Source organism: Aurantimicrobium minutum, assembly GCF_029894165.1.
GTDB classification, from domain to species: Bacteria; Actinomycetota; Actinomycetes; order Actinomycetales; family Microbacteriaceae; genus Aurantimicrobium; species Aurantimicrobium minutum_A.
The window spans coordinates 1,611,295-1,627,913 of the sequence record NZ_JARXXU010000001.1; the positions used below are offsets into that span (position 1 = coordinate 1,611,295).

The 16,619-nt window shown below is 47.8% G+C and carries 14 protein-coding genes, 1 tRNA gene and 1 pseudogene; 7 read left to right on the forward strand and 9 right to left on the reverse strand.

The annotated features are described in order from the left end of the window. The first annotated feature begins 86 nt into the window (after positions 1 to 86). Positions 87 to 950, forward strand: coding sequence for a glycosyltransferase family 2 protein (locus tag M2119_RS08065; protein WP_280804414.1), 864 nt, complete (start codon positions 87 to 89; stop codon positions 948 to 950). A gap of 101 nt (positions 951 to 1,051) precedes the next feature. Here the strand turns inward: M2119_RS08065 and M2119_RS08070 are convergent, their stop codons facing one another. From M2119_RS08070 to argS, 8 genes are all read right to left on the reverse strand, one after another. Beyond that, entirely contained in the window at positions 1,052 to 2,065 is a 1,014-nt protein-coding gene (locus tag M2119_RS08070) for a 3-oxoacyl-ACP synthase III family protein (RefSeq protein ID WP_280804415.1), read from the reverse strand. 3 nt (positions 2,066 to 2,068) lie between these two features. Beyond that, complete coding sequence (locus M2119_RS08075) at positions 2,069 to 2,299, reverse strand: acyl carrier protein (protein WP_280804416.1); 231 nt, start codon at positions 2,297 to 2,299, stop codon at positions 2,069 to 2,071. A gap of 149 nt (positions 2,300 to 2,448) precedes the next feature. Continuing rightward, positions 2,449 to 3,420 (reverse strand): homoserine kinase, encoded by a 972-nt coding sequence (gene thrB / locus M2119_RS08080; protein ID WP_280804417.1) that lies wholly within the window; start codon positions 3,418 to 3,420, stop codon positions 2,449 to 2,451. Continuing rightward, entirely contained in the window at positions 3,420 to 4,505 is a 1,086-nt protein-coding gene (gene thrC, locus M2119_RS08085; RefSeq protein WP_280804418.1) for a threonine synthase, read from the reverse strand. Before thrC ends, thrB begins: the two co-directional genes overlap by 1 nt. A 1-nt stretch (position 4,506) precedes the next feature. Further along, positions 4,507 to 5,835 carry a homoserine dehydrogenase gene (locus M2119_RS08090; RefSeq protein WP_280804419.1) on the reverse strand — a complete coding sequence of 443 codons (1,329 nt, stop codon included), beginning with the start codon at positions 5,833 to 5,835 and terminating at the stop codon, positions 4,507 to 4,509. A gap of 16 nt (positions 5,836 to 5,851) precedes the next feature. After that, positions 5,852 to 7,279, reverse strand: a complete 1,428-nt coding sequence (gene lysA, locus M2119_RS08095; protein WP_280804420.1) for a diaminopimelate decarboxylase — start codon at positions 7,277 to 7,279, stop codon at positions 5,852 to 5,854. A 283-nt stretch (positions 7,280 to 7,562) separates the two neighbouring features. After that, entirely contained in the window at positions 7,563 to 8,360 is a 798-nt protein-coding gene (locus M2119_RS08100; RefSeq protein ID WP_280804421.1) for a glycosyltransferase, read from the reverse strand. Positions 8,361 to 8,402: 42 nt separating this feature from the next. After that, the gene (argS, locus tag M2119_RS08105; protein WP_432418507.1) at positions 8,403 to 10,067 is read right to left on the reverse strand and encodes an arginine--tRNA ligase; all 1,665 of its coding nucleotides are present in this window, start codon (positions 10,065 to 10,067) and stop codon (positions 8,403 to 8,405) included. A 62-nt stretch (positions 10,068 to 10,129) separates the two neighbouring features. On the opposite strand from argS, the gene M2119_RS08110 reads away from it, so the two are divergent. From M2119_RS08110 to M2119_RS08130, 5 genes are all read left to right on the forward strand, one after another. Beyond that, a tRNA-Arg gene (locus tag M2119_RS08110) sits at positions 10,130 to 10,202 on the forward strand. Between the two features lie 343 nt (positions 10,203 to 10,545). Next, positions 10,546 to 11,271 carry an ABC transporter permease gene (locus M2119_RS08115; RefSeq protein WP_280804484.1) on the forward strand — a complete coding sequence of 242 codons (726 nt, stop codon included), beginning with the start codon at positions 10,546 to 10,548 and terminating at the stop codon, positions 11,269 to 11,271. Next, the gene (locus M2119_RS08120; RefSeq protein WP_280804422.1) at positions 11,272 to 12,030 is read left to right on the forward strand and encodes an ABC transporter ATP-binding protein; all 759 of its coding nucleotides are present in this window, start codon (positions 11,272 to 11,274) and stop codon (positions 12,028 to 12,030) included. It abuts the gene before it with no gap. A gap of 9 nt (positions 12,031 to 12,039) precedes the next feature. Continuing rightward, entirely contained in the window at positions 12,040 to 13,188 is a 1,149-nt protein-coding gene (locus M2119_RS08125; protein WP_280804423.1) for a DegT/DnrJ/EryC1/StrS family aminotransferase, read from the forward strand. Next, positions 13,178 to 14,386: a glycosyltransferase gene (locus tag M2119_RS08130; protein ID WP_280804424.1), complete on the forward strand. Its 1,209-nt coding sequence runs from the start codon at positions 13,178 to 13,180 to the stop codon at positions 14,384 to 14,386. The genes M2119_RS08125 and M2119_RS08130 overlap by 11 nt, the downstream gene beginning before the upstream one ends. Before the next feature lie 47 nt (positions 14,387 to 14,433). Here M2119_RS08130 and M2119_RS08135 read toward each other — a convergent pair whose 3' ends face one another. Further along, on the reverse strand, positions 14,434 to 15,012 hold the full coding sequence (locus M2119_RS08135) for a GNAT family N-acetyltransferase (RefSeq protein ID WP_280804425.1): 579 nt from the start codon (positions 15,010 to 15,012) through the stop codon (positions 14,434 to 14,436). A 267-nt stretch (positions 15,013 to 15,279) separates the two neighbouring features. On the opposite strand from M2119_RS08135, the pseudogene M2119_RS08140 reads away from it, so the two are divergent. Continuing rightward, positions 15,280 to 16,619, forward strand: a pseudogene (locus tag M2119_RS08140) (hypothetical protein); the annotation flags it as partial.

Sequence of the window (16,619 nt, forward strand, 5' to 3'; positions counted from 1 at the left end):
CTTTTATTCTAGCAGTTTGAGGCTGACCGCCTGCGCTCAGCCTGCGCTGGGCGTGCCCTTGTAGTCTTGAGCCCGGAGAATAACGAGTGAACGCGAAGTTAATACCCCCTGTAGATGTAGCCATCATTACCGTGAGCTACAACTCGAGTGCGCAGTTGGAAAGCTTTCTAGCTTCTGCCGCGGCAACTGTTGCCCACTCCGGACACATCTTTGTCGCTGACAACGCTTCTTGGGATATTGCCACGACGCGGATAGCATGCAAAAAGTTTGGCGCATCGCTAGTTGAGCTTGATTGTAACCTCGGCTACGGCGGCGCAATCAATAAAGTCGTTGAGCAGCTTCCCGTGGGAATTGACTTCATCTTTGTTTGCAACCCAGACAGTGTGATCTCACTCGAGACCATCGGCTACCTCCGCGACCTCCTTGACTCAGATCCACTTATCGGTGCAGCGGGGCCAAAAATTCTCAACGAAGACGGTTCCGTCTATCCGTCAGGAAGGAATATCCCCTCGCTTCGCAATGGAATTGGCCATGCAATTTTTTCCAATATTTGGCCGTCCAATCCATGGACTAAGCGCTACCACTCGAAAGCTTATCTCCAGGATACTACTGTTCTTGTCAGTTGGGTTTCTGGCTCCTGCATGGCGTTCCGAACGGAGACTTTCCGCGCCCTCAACGGCTTTGACGAAGGATATTTCATGTATATGGAAGACGTTGACATGGGCTACCGACTCGGCAAGCTCGGTTACCGAGTTCTCTATGTCCCTGAGGTTTCAATTACTCACATCGGTGGAGAATCCACCAAGGTTGTCAAAAAGGACATGCTGAAAATTCACCATGACTCTGCTATGCGATTTATCGAAAACAAATACAACGGAATTCTGTGGGCACCTGTGAGAGGCGTAATTCGCATCGGTTTGGCTACACGTATGTGGCTAACAAAACACTAATTTGCAAGTAATTAAGTTTGTTTACAAAACTCATAATCTAGCTACTTTTCAGTAAATTTGAACCAGATCAAAGGCACTTCATGTCGAGCAAGAATCAATTATTATCTCCATTTTACTACCATCCCACCCCAAGAAAGGCCCACACCAAACCCCAGTAAAAGCACCGTCATTCCTGGTTTTAATTTATCTTCTTCAACTAATTTCGAGAGTGCAATTGGGATTGTCGACGAAACTGTATTACCTATGTCCGACATTGAGACAATAAATTTTTCATCTTCGATTTCTAATTTTTTGCGAAGGTGGTCGAGCATAAACGCATTTGCTTGGTGGAATACGAATAAATCAATTTCGTCTTTACGAACATCGGCTTTGGTAAGAATTTTACCAAGTGCTTCCGGGACAACTTTGATAGTGAAATTGAATATGTCTGGGCCATCCATGTAAAGGTCATATCCGTTAGAGTTCAATTCCCTCAACATGGGTTCAGACCGTGGTGAAATTGCAGTTCCTTTTCGCAATCCTCCATTTGGAACTATCAAACTTTTTGCGCCAGAACCATCCGTTCCATAAGTAATTCCGCTGATAGATTCTCCCGCCGCATCCAGCTCTACCAATGTAGCTGTTGCCGCATCTCCAAAAATAGTCCTGACTGACTTATCCGCCTCATTGATAAATTTGGAATATGTATCCGAAGTCAGCACCAAGACATTACTTACTTGCCCTGATTCAACCAGCCCCTTTGCTAGACCGAGCGCGTAGACATATCCAGAGCAACCTAAAGTGATGTCTGTCGCACCTGATGAAGTAGGTACCCCCAGTTTGTCTTGAATGATGCATGCTGTTGACGGCAAGTAATAATCAGGAGTTTGGGTCGAAAGAATTATATACTCGATATCATTTGGGTCAATTTTGTTTTCATGGAAGAGTTTTTTTGCAGCATTAACTGCCATGTCAGATGCGAATTCATCAGTTGCGGCGATGTGCCTCGTTGAGATGCCAGTTTTGGCGCTAATTTTCTCAACTGACCATTCAGGAAAAAGTTCAGCGATATCTGAATTGGAAAGTATTCTCTCCGGCAGATAGTAGCTAACCGACGAAATTTTGGCCGAATTCAATTTCTAGTTTCCTACTTGCTTATTAATTAAGTTGAAAAGTTCGCCGATAGTTTCGCAGTCCGCAAGTGATTCTGAACCAAGCGTCACGCCGAATTGATCATCAATTTCTGCGATAAATTCAACGTTTGCTAAGGAATCCCAGCCTACTGAAGTCAAGTTGTCATCAAGACTTACTAACGAGACATCTTTCTGAAGAATGTGAGCACATACCTGCATGAAAATATCTTTATTCATTTGTTTCCTGTCTTTAATGCGACTTTTCGATAGAAAAAAAGCAGTTTGCTTTAGTTCGATAATAGCTAAGCCCCCGCAATTGAGTGGTTAAACCTGGCGGTCCTAAAAAAATTCCAATTTCTGGGGTCAAGATAGCAAAGCTACAAACTTCACTTTTTCGCGTGGCTTGAACTGAAGGTGTTCCAAGAGACCGCGCCAGCGAAATCAACGGCCAACATCAATTTCCGCCACGGTGACTCTTCATGCTGAGCCACTAATTCGGCTGTGGCAATTCGCTGCGAAGGATCTGAGCACAATACAAGAATTGATGGCCCGGCCCCTGAAACAACAGCGGCAAAACCATTCTCACGCAAGACTTTGATCAAGGCACTGGTCTGAGGCATAGCTTCAGCACGGTAGTCCTGGTGAAGTTTGTCTTCAGTAGATTCGAAGAGTAGCTCTGGGCTCTGCGTGAGTGCTGCCACGAGTAGTGAAGAGCGAGAGACGTTGAAGATCGCGTCCTCGTGAGGAACGCTGTCTGGCTGCAGAGAACGCGCCAACTTGGTCGACATCGTGAACGAGGGCACAAGCACCAGTGGAGAAACGCCGCGGTGAACGAGAAGCTTCTTGCAGCGTGGACCTTCATCTGTAGTCCACGCGATGGTCAAACCACCGAAAAGCGCAGGAGCAACATTGTCAGGGTGTCCCTCGAGCTCAGTTGCGAGCTCCAGAAGTGTTACTTCGTTGAATTCGAAGATTCCCTCGAGTAAACCCTTGGCCGCCATGAGGCCAGACACAATTGCTGCACTCGAGGAGCCCATTCCCCGGCTGTGAGGAATGTTGTTGTGTGCACGAAGGTTCAGTCCGGGCATTGCCACGCCCGCATGAGCGAAAGCGTGCGCAATGGACTGCACTACGAGGTTAGAGGCATCTGTGGGAACAGGTGCAGCGCTATCAATAGCGCCCTCACCAATGACCTCGACGGTGGCACCAGCTTCAGCTCGGGTTTCTACTTCTAGCTGGTCGTAGAAACCCAGCGCGAGACCGAGAGTATCAAAGCCGGGCCCGAGGTTTGCCGACGTAGCCGGTACGCGAACAGTGACTGCTCGGCCTTCCGGCACCGACATGGACCCTGCAGACATTAGTGAGATGCGCCCTTGGTGAGACCAAGTACGCCAGCTACCTCTTCGGTGCTCACGGGAACGATAGTGGGGGCCACATCTGTTCCGTCTGCCTTCTTGAGGGCATAGAGAGGGTCTTTGAGGCCGTGACCTGTCACGGTCAGCACAACAGTGGAGCCTGCGGGGATGTGGCCGTTCTCGGCACGCTCGAGCAGACCTGCAACCGAGATGGCAGAAGCTGGCTCAACGAAGATGCCGACCTCAGCAGAGAGGATGCGCTGGGCCGCGAGGATGCCTGCGTCATCAATGGCACCGAAGTAGCCATTGCTGGTGTCGCGTGCACCAAGTGCAAACTCCCACGAAGCTGGGTTACCAATGCGGATCGCGCTGGCAAGAGTTTCAGGGTTCTTGACGGGGTGACCGAGCACGATGGGTGCTGAGCCAGCTGCCTGGAAACCAAACATGCGTGGAAGCTTGGTAGATGCACCCCGTTCCAGTTCTTCGCTATAGCCGCGGAAGTACGCGGTGTAGTTACCGGCGTTACCAACAGGTACAAAGTGGAAGTCTGGAGCGTCCTGCAGCACTTCAACGACTTCGTAAGCAGCAGTCTTCTGTCCTTCGATGCGGTCAGGGTTCACCGAGTTCACGAGGTGAACAGGGTAGTTAGCGGCGAGGTCACGAGCGATGTCGAGGCAGTCATCAAAGTTTCCTTCGATCTGAATAATCTCTGCGTTGTGAGCAACAGCCTGGCTGAGCTTACCCATGGAGATCTTGCCCTGAGGAATGAGAACAGCGGCGGAAATACCTGCGTGGGTTGCATAGGCTGCAGCAGACGCACTGGTGTTACCGGTGGATGCACAGATAACTGCCTTCGCACCATGCTCCACAGCCTTCGAGATGGCCATGGTCATCCCGCGGTCCTTGAACGAACCCGTGGGGTTCATTCCTTCGTATTTCACGAAGACACGTGCACCGGTGCGAGCTGAGAGTGCCCTGGCTTCAATCAGTGGCGTTCCACCTTCACCCAGGGTGATGATGGGGGTTGCGTCAGAAATGTTTAGGCGGTCTGCGTATTCAGGCAGAACTCCACGCCACTGGTGTGCCAATTTAGGCTCCTTCAACTCGTAGAACCGAAACCACTGAACTCACGGCATCCAGCTGCGCGAGAGCGGAAACGGTGGCCGCCAGATCAGACTCGAGAGCTGCGTGCGTGCCAATTACTAGCGTAGCCGTCGGAGCAGCCTCTCCAGACACCGCCTCGCTGCCAAATGTGCCCTGCTCGACCAATTCAACCGAAACTCCGTGCTTGGCGAACTCTTCTGCCACAGAGGCCAGAACACCGGGGCGGTCAAAGACCGACAAAGTCACGTGGTAGCGGGTCGTAATCGCACTAATGGGTAGAACAGGAAGGTTGGCGTGCGTAGACGCACCCAAACCAGGACCTCCAATAACGTGGCGGCGGGCAGCTGAGACCAGATCACCCAGAATTGCAGAAGCAGTCTCGGGACCACCGGCGCCAGCGCCATAGAACATCAGAGAGCCGGCTGCTTCTGCCTCCACGAATACCGCGTTGTTTGCCTTGTGCACGGCAGCCAAGGGGTGTTCACGGGAAATCAATGCGGGGTAAACGCGCGCAGAGACACCTTCTTCACCCGTGGCGGGGTCAGTCAAGCGCTCGCATACTGCGAGGAGCTTGACCACGTAACCCGCCTTCTTAGCCAGCTCTACCGTCTTGCCCGAGATCTCACGGATGCCTTCGCGGTGCACACTTTCCAAAGGAATAGTGGTGTGGAAAGCGAGGCTGGCAAGGATGGACGCCTTTTGAGCTGCATCGAAAGCGTCCACGTCGGCTGTGGGATCTGCCTCGGCATATCCCAGCTCGGTAGCTACTGCGAGCGCGTCATCGAAGGTCGAGCCTTCAACATCCATCTTGTCCAAAATGTAGTTGGTAGTTCCGTTCACAATGCCCATGATGCGCTTGACGCGGTCACCGGCAAGGCTTTCACGCAGTGGGCGAATGATGGGAATAGCGCCTGCCACGGCAGCTTCGAAGTACAGCTGAGCGCCCACGCGCTCAGCAGCTTCGAACAATTCGGTTCCGTGAGTGGCGAGGAGTGCCTTGTTTGCAGTGACGACGTCAGCACCAGAGTTGATGGCCTGCAAAATGTAGCTGCGTGCAGGCTCGAGACCACCCATCACTTCAATCACGATGTCTGCACCCAGAATCAAAGATTCAGCGTCAGTGGTGAAGAGTTCTTTGGGAAGATCAGCCGACCGAGGAGAATCTAGGTTGCGTACAGCAATACCCGTGAGCTCGAGGCTTGCACCTACGCGAGAAGCAAACTCTTCTTGGTGTTCGAGCAGGAGTCGGGCAACCTGTGCGCCGACGGTTCCACCACCCAGCAAAGCAACACGGACGTTACGGTACTCAATCATTTCTGTGCCTTTTTCATTACTGAGCCTTTCGGATAACGCCCATGTCGCGCGCTAAGAGGTCTTCTTCGGTTTCCCCGCGCACGATCACGCGGGCGGCGCCGTCTTTCACGGCCACTACCGGAGGTCGAGTTAAGTAGTTGTAGTTACTGGCTAGCGACCAGCAATATGCGCCAGTACCAGGAATAGCTAGCAGGTCACCGGGGTGAACATCTCCAGGGAGGTAATCCGCATAGACAAGAATATCTCCGGCTTCACAGTGCTTACCCGCGATACGCACGAGCGCTGGCTCTGCATCCGAAACACGATTTGCCATGCGAACTGAGTAATCAGCGCCATAGAGAGCAGGGCGTGCGTTATCGCTCATGCCACCGTCAACGCTGACGTATTTACGCACTGCTGTTTGCCCGGTTGCTTTGCCGCTGTCGTCGACGACGTCGACGGTGACATCTTTGGTAGTTCCCACTTCATAGAGAGTGAAGGTGGACGTGCCAATCACTGCGCGTCCGGGCTCAACACATATAACAGGAATATCGATTTCAAGACGAGCACACTCAGCAGAAACCACGTTTGCAATCTCCTGAGCAATTTCCTCGATAGGCGTTGGCTCATCAGCTGGGGTATACGCAATACCGAAGCCACCACCGAGGTTCAGCTCAGGAATAGGGCCACCTTCAAGGAGCTCTGCATGCAGGGACAGCAAACGGGCAGCGGATTCAGCGAAACCGTCGGTGCCAAAGATTTGAGAGCCGATATGGCAGTGGAGGCCTACAAATTCGAGGGAGTCGTTACTACGAATCTCGGCAACGAGTGCCGGTGCGTTGGAAATGGATACCCCGAACTTCTGGTCTTCATGGGCCGTAGCAAGGAAGCTGTGCGTGTGAGCGTGAACGCCACTGTTCACACGCAGGCGAACGCGTTGCGTCTTGCCTGCGCGACGAGCTGCATCTGCAACGCGTCCAATCTCTACCAGTGAGTCGATAACAATGGTTCCAACTCCAACGTCGACTGCACGCTCGATTTCTGCTTGTGACTTGTTGTTGCCATGAAGGCCGATGCGGGCGGGATCAAGTCCGGCAGCGAGAGCTACTGCGAGCTCTCCCTCGCTGGCAACGTCCACGTTGAGTCCTGCTTCGGAAACCCAACGCACTACTTCAGTACAGAGGAATGCTTTGCCTGCGTAATAGACCTTGGCGGAACCACCGACGGGAGAGAACGCAGATTCAAAGGATAAACGCACCCTCGAAGCGGTTGAGCGAGCATGGGCTTCATCTATGACGAATACAGGAGTGCCAAAATTCTTGGAGATTTCAGTAACCGGCAACCCAGCGACTTGAATCTCTCCGGCAGAATTACGCAATACTCCTGAAGCCCAAATCCCAGCAACCAGCTCATTGGCTTCCACGTCAGCGTTCAGCCAATTGGGAGCAAGCGGGTTTACGACCACGATAGGACCTCACTGAAATACAGATTTGAGAGAAGAATTGTGGGCGAGCGGACCCGGCTTGGTCCCTGAAGCCTTTGCGTAAAAAGAATAACCGCGTACCCATTCTAATTGAAGATTGAATCTGGACCTGAATCTGGTTCAGACCGCACGAAATCCCCGCAAACAAATTCAAATACACAGCCGAAGAACAAATCGCGAATCCAACACTCTCTACTTCGAATTACCTGGGTCACGAAACGCAACGCAGGGTTGACTGATTTCCCTGCGAGTAGTCGAAATATAGCTACCTAAACTTTCGTTTATAGCCGGGTTTAATAATCCGGAAATAACGAAGATATTGAACTGTGAGCCAAATAAATTGTTCAAATAAAAATTTCATCCGGCTGTAATTTAGCACTCGAGCAAGCTTTGATTTAGAGGCTAAAACTTGGTTGATGTAAGGGCCGTACGGCTTGGCTCCCCTACTCATTTGGCCTGAGTGAACCCTATAAAAAGTCAGTATTTCATCAAGATTTGCAATTTCACCTTCTGTCGCCATGCGCAGCCAAAAGTCATAATCTTCCATGTTTTTCAAAGTGACATCGTAGCCACCAATTTGGGCCGAAGCAGTCTTCCGGAACATGGATCCTGGGTGAGGAACTACATTTTGGAAAATTAACTCTTTCCTAATATCGGGTCCAACTGGATACCGAATTTCATTTCCGAGGACCCCCCTCTCATCCATGATCCTGACTCGACTTCCCACAGCAACACAATTGGGATTTTCTTGGAGAAATTTTGCTTGCTTGAAGAGTCGATGTTTCTCCGCAATGTCGTCAGCATCCAACCGGCCAATGAGTTCGTGTTTTGCTTGAGCTAGACCGCTCATCAATCCCGCGGGAAGTCCGACCCGCTGCTCATGGACTATAGACCTGATTCTTGGATCTGAAATCCAGTCTCGTGAATAGTCTGGTTGACATCCATCGAATATAACTAAGAGTTCTATCTCAACATCAGCAGAATTAAGGATTGACCAAACCGCTTCGTCCAGCCATTCATCGACAGAGATTGTTGGAAGTAGGACACTTACTTGGCTCGTCATAAATTTACTCCGAAGTTTGGAACATTGAAATTTTAAGTTGGGTCACATGCGTTCTGGCGCTGATACCCCAAGAAGACCAAGTCCATTGCGGATAACTTGCCCAGTAGCATCATTGAGCCACAAACGAGTTCGGTGAAGGTCATTAACTTCTTCATCTGCTTGTGGCAGGACTCGGCACTTGTCATACCAGCGGTGATAGTAGCCAGCGACTTCCTCGATGTATCGGGCAACACGGTGAGGTTCGCGAAGTTCAGCAGCCTGGGCCACGATACGGGGGAATTCTTGAAGAGCTCCGAGGAGTTGGGATTCAGACTCGTGATCTAAGTACTCGGGGACAAAGCCATCTTCGCGGCGGACCCCGGCCGATGCGGCATTACGCCCCACAGCACACGTGCGAGCGTGTGCGTATTGCACATAGAAAACAGGGTTATCGTTTGTCTTCTTGCCCAAAACATCGAGATCGATATCGAGCTGCGAATCGCTTGAGCTACGGACCAAAGCATAACGGCCAGCATCAACGCCTACAGCTTCAACGAGGTCTTCGAGCGTGACTATTGTCCCTGCCCGCTTACTCATTCGAATAGGTTGTCCATCGCGGACAAGGTTAACCATCTGGCCAATCATGATTTCTAGATTCACACCGGGTTCGTCGCCAAATGCTGCACACATTGCCATCAAGCGAGCAACATAGCCGTGATGGTCTGCGCCCAGCATGATGATGTTTCTATCGAAACCACGTTCACGCTTGTCAAGGTAGTAAGCCAAGTCACCAGCAATATAAGCAGCGTCGCCATCGCTCTTGATGATGACGCGGTCTTTATCGTCGCCGAACTCTGTCGTGCAGAGCCAGGTTGCACCATCAAGTTCAAAAATGTGGCCCTGTTCACGCAGGCGTTCCACAGCACGCTCAACCGCGCGAGATTCGTGCAGTGATTCTTCATGGAAATACACGTCGAAATCGACACCGAACTCGTGCAAGCTGGCCTTGATTTCTCCGAACATCAGCTCAACACCAATGGCGCGGAAAACTTCTTGAACTTCGTGCCGTGGCAATACTGAAAGGTCATTGCCATAAGCAGCGACAACACGAGCAGCAATATCGTGAATGTAGTCTCCGCCGTAGCCATCCTCCGGAGTGGGCTCCCCCAGGTGGGCCGCGATCAAACTTCTCGAAAATCGATCGATCTGAGCACCGTGGTCGTTGAAGTAATACTCACGCGTCACTTCACCCCCGGCGGCCTGGAGGATTCTTGCGAGAGAGTCGCCAACAGCCGCCCAGCGAGTACCACCCATGTGAATAGGGCCTGTCGGATTAGCAGAGACAAACTCAAGGTTGAGTTTCACGCCACGGTAAACGTCACCATTGCCGAATGTGGCACCGCTGTCCACGATTGTCTTGGCAAGAGCGCCAGCGGCACCTACTTCAAGACGAATGTTAATGAAACCTGGACCCGCAACGTCAACACTTGCGACACCGGAAATGCTTTGAGCATCATTGGCAAGTTCCGTCGCCAACTCACGAGGATTCAAACCCCACGGCTTCGAGAGCTTGAGTGAGATGCTTGAGGCCCAATCACCGTGATCTCGGTTCTTTGGACGCTCCAGAACCACATCGTCAACATTTAGACCCGAGACATCTGCCCCTCGCCTTGCTGCAACAGACAAAATGCGTTCGAATAATTCACGGGCAAGGTCTTGAGGGGTCACAATTACCAATTCTATTGCTGAAGTTTCCCCGCTCGGCACGGTGGTAAACTGAAGTTACACACGCCTCCGTAGCTCAGGGGATAGAGCATTGGTTTCCGGTACCAAAGGCCGAAGGTTCGAATCCTTTCGGGGGCACGATTATTTGGTCAGAAGTTCAACATTGAAAAGTTCCCTGAAGTTAGAATCCGAACCAACAGAAGTAACTCCATACTGGAATCCAAAAGGGAAGCTTCTACATTAATTTCTCTTGGTTACGTATCCAAAATTTGGGGAGTTGGCGATTGTCAATATTTGTAAACCGATCAACGCTTTTTCACAAATAACCTTCAACCCGCAACTAGAACTCAAATTGTAGAATTAGTATTAAAGTGGCGTTGTCAGTTCACTGGCAAATGAGTACTTTTGCTCAAAATTTAGATTGGGAGTTACAAACTTGAATTTAGAAAAACTAGTAACTTCCTTGAAGATTGGGTCCTACTTGGGGTGGACAGATGTTCGCCAAACTTATAAACGTACTTTCATAGGCCAATTTTGGATAACAATAAGCATGTTCGTAAGCATCGCTGCCATAGCAATAATTTACAGTCTTCTATTTAAAGTAAATATTGCGGACTACCTTCCATATCTCGCAACAGGACTCGTGTTTTGGAACCTGATCGGAACGCTGATCAATGATGGTGCTATGTCCTACGTCTACTCCGAAGGATTCATTCATGGTTCACCGGTGCCTCACTTTACATACGTTGTAAGAATCGCGACCAAAGGTCTAATAACTTTTGCGCACAACATTGTAGTTTTGCCAGTAGTTTTGATATTTTTCCCTCAAGGAATAAGCACTACTATTCTGCTGGTTATTCCAGGATTTCTTCTTGTCCTCGTTGCCCTGACTGCTGTAGCGACGGTGCTCTCGACTATTGCAGCGCGATTTAGGGATATCCCTCAGATTCTCGCAGCAATTATGATGGTTCTTTTCTACATAACTCCTGTTATTTGGCCCTTCGATTCACTCCCTGCCGGGCTTACTCAGAAAATAGTTCTTGCAAACCCCCTCACGTCACTCCTTCAGGTGATGAGACTTCCGCTGTTAAACCAGGAACCATCACTCACAAACTGGACGATTGCCCTGATTACTGCCTTTATTGCGATCATCGGGGCAACTTATACATACCTTCGTTTCGACAAACGATTAGCATATTGGGTCTAAATGTCAAAAATTAATTTATTCAATGTCAATGTTGAGTTCCCGATTTTCAATGCATCTAGTAGACGCCTTGCCAATCAACTAATCAGAGCCGCAACGGGCGGACAAGTAGGCCGTAGTGAGGGCGGCAAGGTAACCGTTCGCGCCTTAAATGACATTAATTTGCAGCTCAAGAGTGGTGATCGACTTGGTATTGTGGGGCACAATGGAGCCGGAAAATCGACACTATTGAGGTTACTAGCTGGAATTTATGAACCATCTTCGGGCAAAATTGAACGCGGGGGGATAATTTCGTCTTTAACTGATATCGCCCTGGGAATCAGCCCTGAACTTACTGGTCGCGACAACATAATAACTCGCGGAGTCCTCATGGGAATGACAAGAAGCCAGATTCAAGCTCAGATGAATGAAATTATTGAATTTAGTGAGCTAGGAGAGTTTATTGACCTACCTGTTAGGACCTACTCGACAGGTATGGGAATGAGACTCGCCTTCTCCGTGTCGACGATTATGCAACCGGAAATCCTAATAATGGATGAATGGCTATCTGTGGGTGACGAAGATTTTGTTCACAAGGCCGAAAACAGAATACGGGCTGTTGTCGACAACTCTGATATCCTAATTATTGCTAGTCATTCTCGGGGGTTATTGGAACGAAATTGCAATCGAGCGATATGGCTTGAGCACGGTGAGATAAAGCTCAGTGGCAATATTGACGAAATCCTTGATGCATACTTCGGTAAATCAAATAGCCCAGCCTAGTAGGGGAAAATGGAAAACATTCAACTTTTTGTTCCAAAAATTCGGGTCGAAGAAACCCTTGAAGCCATCCGCCCAGCCCTGGAAAGGGGCTGGCCAGGAATGGGATATCTAACTTTAGAAATTGAAGAGAAGTGGAAGTCCTACTCCGGGTATTCATACGCCCATTTTTTGAACAGCAATACATCGGGACTTCATCTAGCACTTGAAGTGTTGAAGAGGAAAAATAAATGGGCCAACGATGCGGAAGTCATTACTACTTCACTAACTTTTGTCTCAACAAACCACGCAATACTTTATGCAGACATGATCCCTGTGTTTGCAGACGTTGACGATTCGTTATGCCTATCACCCGAGAGCATCAAATCTGTCATCACACCAAAGACTAAAGCGCTCATCTACGTTGGGATCGGAGGAAATTCCGGCCGATACAAGGACGTATTGAAAATCTGTAAAGAAAATGGAATCGCACTAATCCTAGACGCAGCACACATGGCTGGAACTAAAACTCACGAGGGACCTCATATAGGAACTGATGCGGATGTTGCCGTTTATAGTTTTCAAGCAGTTAAGAATCTACCGACTGCAGACTCGGGCATGATTTGTTTCAACAATGAAGAAGATGACTCACACGCTAGACGCCTTTCATGGCTTGGTATCAATAAAGATACATATGCGCGCTCGACCGAAGCTGGCACATATAAATGGCAGTATGAAGTGGATGAGCTGGGTTACAAATATCACGGAAATTCAATCATGGCAGCCATGGCACTCGTTGGATTAAAGTATTTAGACGAGGACAACAAGCGCAGGCGAGAAATGGCTCAACTATATATTGACGGTCTTCAAGGGGTCGAAAATATAAAAATTATTATTCACTCCGACGATGCAACTTCATCTCGACATTTATTTCAGATTCGAATTCCAAATCGTGACTCCGTTATGAATGAGCTAAATAATGCTGGTATCTACCCAGGCGTACATTACAGAGACAACACTGACTATTCTCTCTACCACTTCGGCGCAGGTAAAGCACCTATAGCTCACAAAATATGCGATGAGTTGCTCTCTTTGCCCATGCATCTTGGACTAACAGATGAAGACATATTTCGCGTGATAAGCACTTTGACTTCAGCTGTCAAATCTTGTAATGCAGCCTAAACATTTAGATTTTGGGGAATCTGAAATCCGATTGCCATGGTCAATCGTCCTGATACATGAGGGATCGACGACAACGGTAAAAATTTTGGAAAGAGGATTTTTAAATCTCTTCGAACGAAAACAGCTTAAATTTCGTGTCGTCAAATTCAGCGAAACTAACAAGCTAGTAATTCGCCCCAATGAAATCCCCTTTTTTGTAAGGTGCGCATCGCCGTGGTCGGCAAGTTTGGCGCTACAGCTTTCTCAGCAGAATAGGCCATTTTTCTACTACATTGACGACGATTTTTTCTCTTTGGACATTAAAACTCCACTAGGAAAGTATTACAGACAACCTATTACTTACTCTGCTCTTAAAACTCTAATTACGAAAGCATCTTTGGTAATTACAAACTCATCGGTTCTATCGGAAAGATTAACAAAGTACAACCCCAAAATTGCAAATTTACCTGCATATTTTGACTTTAGTTTAATATCTGAATCACAAAATAAATACAGGGTGAAGGCACCATCAGCAGATATCCGAATCGGTTTTGCAAGCAACCATTCCAGGATTCCAGACCTTCAAACTCTTGAAAAAGCACTTGAAGAAATTCTTGATGCGAATTACAACTGTCAAATCGATATCATCGGACTCTCCCCGCCGCGACTTTCTAATCATAAGAGAGTCAAGATTTTTCCACATCTCACAAGTTATGAAAACTACATTTCATTTCAAATTGAGCGTGCATGGGATATTGGCCTAGCTCCCCTGAGACAGACAAAGCAAAACTCAGCGAAAACAAACAATAAATATCGCGAATACGGGGCCATGTCAATTCCGAGCGTCTATGCCGATTTACCGCCTTATTCTGAGGTTGTTGACTATGTAACCGGTATAAAAGTGGGAAGTAATCCTCGTGAATGGCTAAAAGCCATAACGTATTTGATTGATAATCCTCATCAAAGACTTCAAATTGCAGAAAATGCTTTTAAGGACGTGAAATCAAAGTACGATATCGACGAGGTCATGGACCTATGGCTAGCAACTATGCGATCAATTCCTGGAGATTTTGAACGAATTCCTGTTCATTGGAATAGGAAAGGATTTGCTTTAAAGCCTTCTAGGTTGTACATATTTTGGTACGTATTCAGAACTCACAATGTGGCCGCAGCAACTAAGTACTATTTTGGGCGACTCCTCAAGTTGCGGAGAACGTGAAATTGTTCCTATTTTAGGTAGCGTTGTAGTTGCGTAACTAAAATCAGTTAATCTGTTGCCTCTAGTGCAAAAGGGCAACCCACCCAGGATGTTATAGGAAATTCCGCTTTTTCCCGGTCAAACTTTGAACCGATAAATTTGTGGCTCTGTAACTTCATGCCAACCGACAGGAATTCCTTCTCATTTTTGATAACGACTTTGTCGAGCTCAGGAGCAAATTGGTAACCATGAATTTGGTGAAGAGCAATAACTTTTGAGTTAATATGAAGTACTTCAGCCTCCAAATATTCAAGGCCAAGTTCATTGAAGCAGAACGAATAAACCAATGGCGGCACGAAAGCTCCCAGTCCAAGAGCGGATTCTTCACCAATAAAAAAGCCCCATTGTGCAGATTTTTTTTTCAGATCTATTTGGCAAATTTGAACATGCCCAACTGGTTCCCCATTATTGCTTAGAATCCAATGGTAATAATCACTTCTGCTAAATGAATTTTTTATCCACTCGATTTGTCGCACCAAATTAAATTCAACGTCTGTATTTAGAAATTTTGAAACTCGTTCCGAGGAACGCCAACGTCCAACCATTTCGGCGTCGCTCTCGGTAAGTTCTCTGAAACTTAGTCCCATGTCTATCCTATTTTTTACGAATCTAAATTGCAGTGTCGACTTATATTGATGGCCAAAGTGAACTCCTTGTTTTGAATCAATCAACCAGGTTAGTTATTTCAGGCTAAAGCTGAACTCCAAAGACTCAAAACCAAATCTGAATACATTTTCAGAGTCTAGGCCAACACACTTTGAATTTCACTCATTGTTCTTAAACGAATGAAATTCACTCCTCGACTTTCCTGCTTAATCAGGGATTTCTCAGTGTAGAGAGTATAAAATTCAACCATGGGTCGAATGTTTTTCGCATCACGCCGTTTCTTTAAGACTCAGCCAATCATTTTGTTATTGTGCCTTGTTTTTATTTCTTCAAATTTGATTATTAGTGCTGAAATTTCAGGTTCCAATTCCAGTGGGGCAGCGTACGGAGCGGATTTGTCCCAATTTAACCCTGAGTTGATTATTAGCGACAGTCTCATGTATGACGGAAACGCTCTGTCTGTTTCTCAAATCCAAACTTTCTTAGATTCCAAAGTAAGTGTTTGTCGAGTCGGATACACGTGCTTGAAGGATTTCAGCGAAACAACCCATGACATCCCAGCAACTCCTATGTGCGCTAAATATACAGGCGGAGTTAATGAGACATCCGCACAAATCATTTTCAAAGTTCAGGCTACCTGTGGAGTTTCCGCAAAGGCGCTGCTCGTGATGCTTCAAAAAGAGCAAGGACTCGTAACAGATGATTGGCCAGTTTCAATTCAATATCGTTCTGCTATGGGAGCAGGTTGTCCCGACACTGCCGCCTGTGACACCGACTATTATGGCTTTTTCAATCAAGTTCATTACGGTGCATATTTACTTAAGCGTTACACGCAACCACCTGGTACAGGGCCCGGGACAGATTGGTATTTAAGATATGACCTTCGTTACCCCGTTGGGCAAACCTCTTTTGTTGGCTACAACCCAAACTCTGACTGTGATGGAACCAATCTTACGATTCGAAATCAGGCTACCCACGCGCTTTATATTTATACTCCTTATCAACCAAACTCCGCGGCTCTTCGGGCCGGGTATGGAACTGGTGATACTTGTTCGGCATATGGTAACCGTAATTTTTACAACTACTTTTCCGACTGGTTTGGTTTCACTCAGTTTCAGCCAAGCGGCTATTTAGATAAGATAACTCAAAATTCGAATGGCTCTGTGAGGGTTGAAGGTTGGTCATTCGATGCAGACGAACTTAGCTCTTCCGCTGTTGTGCAGGTCTTAGAAGACAATATAGTCGTAAGTTCAGATATTGCTAACAAAACCAGATCTGGACTAAATAGCTTCTACCCTGGCGTTGGAGAAAATCGAGGTTTCGCTTTTACCACCTCGCCAAGAATAGGTCGTCATATTTACTGTGTCCGAATAGAAAATTTGCCCGACCGAACCAGTTACTTAACTCTAGGCTGCCGAGAATTCACTTCAAATGTTCCGATAGGTTTTTTGAATTCCGCAAATGTTGAAGGAACAAACACATTTCGCCTGGAAGGCTGGACGTTCGACGACGATACGACCGATCCAATCAATGTAGATATCTTTGTCGACAACGTGAAACAAGCCACCTGGACGGCTAACGTCGATAG